Here is a 2,485-nt window from a genome sequence, read left to right as displayed (position 1 = left end):
GAGGCTGCCCTCGAAGACGAAGAGCACCTGAAGCGCACCCGCGATATGGTGGAGCGGGGGCGCCGGCAGCTCTACGAGGCGCTCGATGCGATGGGCGTTGGGTACGTCGAGAGCGAGGCCAACTTCCTCTGGATCCGCACCGGGGTGCCGTCCGGCACGCTCGTACCGGCGCTTGCCCGGCTCGGGGTGCTGGTGCGCCCGGGGGACTTCTGGGGCCAGCCGGAGTTCATCCGGGTGACCGTGGGCACGCCGGCGCAGAACCGGCGATTCCTCGAAGCGCTGAGGGAGAGCCTGCGGACGCAGGGGCGCCCGGCGCCGGAGAGGGGTTCCTGAGGCACGCAGACCCTGTGGCTCGGGCGAAAGCGGCTCTCCATCCCGGAGCTCGAGGCGGCCGCCGGCGTGGCGGTAGCGGGCGGCTCGCACCTCCGGCCCCAGGTTGCCATTGCTCCCGAGGCCCTGGCCCGGGTCGTGAGGGCCCGGGAAGTGCTGGAGCGGGCCGCGGCCGGCGATCGCCCCATCTACGGGGTGAACACGGGGTTCGGCCACCTGGCCTATGTAAAGGTGGCGCGGGAACTTGCCGGCAGTCTGCAGGCAAACCTCATCCGCAGCCATGCCATGGGCGTGGGTCCGCCGCTCGGGATCGAGGAGAGCCGCGCCGTCATGGTGCTCCGGCTCAACAGCCTGCTGCACGGCCGGTCTGGCGTCCGCCCCGCCCTGGTCGAGCTTCTGGCGGCCATGATCAACCGGGACGTGGTGCCGGTCATTCCGTCGTGGGGCTCGGTGGGCGCCAGCGGTGACCTGGTGCCCCTGGCCCACCTGGCCCTGGGCATGATGGGCGAAGGGGAGGCGTGGCGCGCCGGCAGGCGAATGCCGGCCGCGTCAGCCCTGGAGGAAGCGGGGCTCCAACCCCTGCGCCCCGAGCTCAAGGAAGGCCTGGCCCTCGTCAACGGAACGGAAGTGACCACCGCCATCGGCACGCTGGCGCTGGGCAAGCTGGAACGGGTGACCCTGGCGCTGGACGTGGCGTGCGCGCTGAGTATCGAGGCCCTGGCGGGCAGCGCCGAACCCTTCGACGAACGCCTGGCCGCCGCGCGGCCTCACCCCCAGGTTGCCGCCGTCGCCGGCAATCTTCGCAAGCTGCTCGCCGGCAGCCGCCGGCTGCGCTCGCCGGGCGAGGGGCCGCCGCAGGACGCCTATTCGCTGCGCGCCGCCCCGGCCGTGCATGGCGCCGCCCGGGAGGCGTTTGCCTGGGCCGCCCGGGTGGCGGCCACGGAGATGGACAGCGCCGTCGACAACCCGCTGGTCTTCCCCGAGGACGGGGCCATCCTCTCGGGCGCCAACTTCCACGCGCAGCCGCTGGCGGTGGCGTGGGATGGCTGCCGCGTGGGGGTCGCGACCCTTGCCGGTATCAGCGAGCGCCGCATCGACCGGCTCGTGAACCCGCACCTGAGCGGAGGGCTCCCACCGTTTCTGAGCCGCAGGAGCGGGCTCCAGTCGGGCCTCATGATGGCCCAGTACGTAGCGGCGGCTCTGGCCGGCGAACTGCGCTTCCTCGCTGCGCCGGCCTCCGTGCACACCATCCCCACCTCCGCCGGGCAGGAGGACGTGGTGAGCTTGGGGGCGACGGCCGCCCGGGCCCTGAAGGGGAGCGTGGAGCGGCTGGCCCGGGTCTGCGCCCTCGAACTGATCTGCGCCGCGCAGGCGGTCGAGTTCCGGGACGCGCCGCTGAGCCCGGCCGGCGCCGCCGTATTCTCGTGGGTTCGGCAAAGGGTGCCGCCGGTGGACAGCGAAGACCGTTCGCTGTCCCAGGCGGTCGAGGATCTGGCGGAGCGCGTCCTGGCAGGCGAACCGGTCGAGGTCGCCCGTCAGGCTACCGGTTGCGAGCTGACGGGGTTCCTGACCCCGCCAGCCTGAGGGGAGAGGGAGAGGGCTTTCAACGCGGCGTGGCCCCCGTGGCCTCCGGGCCGGGGGTCGCGGCCGCAGGCCGCTCCTTGACCCGCACGCCCGGCTTCTCGCCTGCAGCCGCAGCAGCCGGTGCGGCGGATGAGCCGGCCGGTGCTGCCGGAGCCGCTGTGGCCGCTGCGTCTGCGGCCGCGGCTGCGGCCACGGGCTTTGGCGCGGGGGAAGGCGCACGCGGCTTCACGTCGACGAGACGGGCCTGCAGCCGGTAGTCACTGGACCCAGCGGCGCGACGACCGGCGCCAACCGCCCACAAGAGAAGGCCGATGAGGAAAACCCACATGGCTGCGATGATAAGAGAGCCCCAGCTCAATGCGGTTACCCCCCGGCGAGATTTTACCGTCGCGGTGTTCGTCACGTACAGAGGGCGGCTCCTGCTCATGTTTCATCGCCGCTACCGCAAGTGGCTGCCCCCCGGCGGCCACATCCGGCCCGGCGAACTCCCCGACGAGGCGGCGGTGAGGGAGGTCCAGGAGGAGACAGGGCTCGTCGTGCGGCTGGCGGGCGAGCGCGCACTCCCGGTAGA

The 2,485-nt window shown here is 72.8% G+C and carries 4 protein-coding genes; 3 read left to right on the top strand and 1 reads right to left on the bottom strand.

The features are described from left to right. Together AB1609_21120 and hutH are read left to right on the top strand one after the other, a co-directional pair. On the top strand, positions 1-333 hold a 333-nt coding region (locus AB1609_21120), incomplete at its 5' end, for an aminotransferase class I/II-fold pyridoxal phosphate-dependent enzyme (protein ID MEW6048937.1). A gap of 66 nt (positions 334-399) precedes the next feature. Further along, positions 400-1,914, top strand: coding sequence for a histidine ammonia-lyase (gene hutH / locus AB1609_21115; GenBank protein ID MEW6048936.1), 1,515 nt, complete (start codon positions 400-402; stop codon positions 1,912-1,914). A gap of 19 nt (positions 1,915-1,933) precedes the next feature. On the opposite strand, the gene AB1609_21110 is transcribed toward hutH, so the two are convergent. Then, the gene (locus AB1609_21110; GenBank protein ID MEW6048935.1) at positions 1,934-2,272 is read right to left on the bottom strand and encodes a hypothetical protein; all 339 of its coding nucleotides are present in this window, start codon (positions 2,270-2,272) and stop codon (positions 1,934-1,936) included. On the opposite strand from AB1609_21110, the gene AB1609_21105 reads away from it, so the two are divergent. Further along, the coding region (locus AB1609_21105; protein ID MEW6048934.1) for an NUDIX domain-containing protein at positions 2,226-2,485 on the top strand (260 nt) is incomplete at its 3' end. The two genes, AB1609_21110 and AB1609_21105, sit on opposite strands and share 47 nt — an antisense overlap.

Source organism: Bacillota bacterium (genome assembly GCA_040754675.1).
Classification (GTDB): Bacteria; Bacillota; Limnochordia; order Limnochordales; family Geochordaceae; genus Geochorda.
This window is presented reverse-complemented; position numbering and strand designations above follow the sequence as displayed.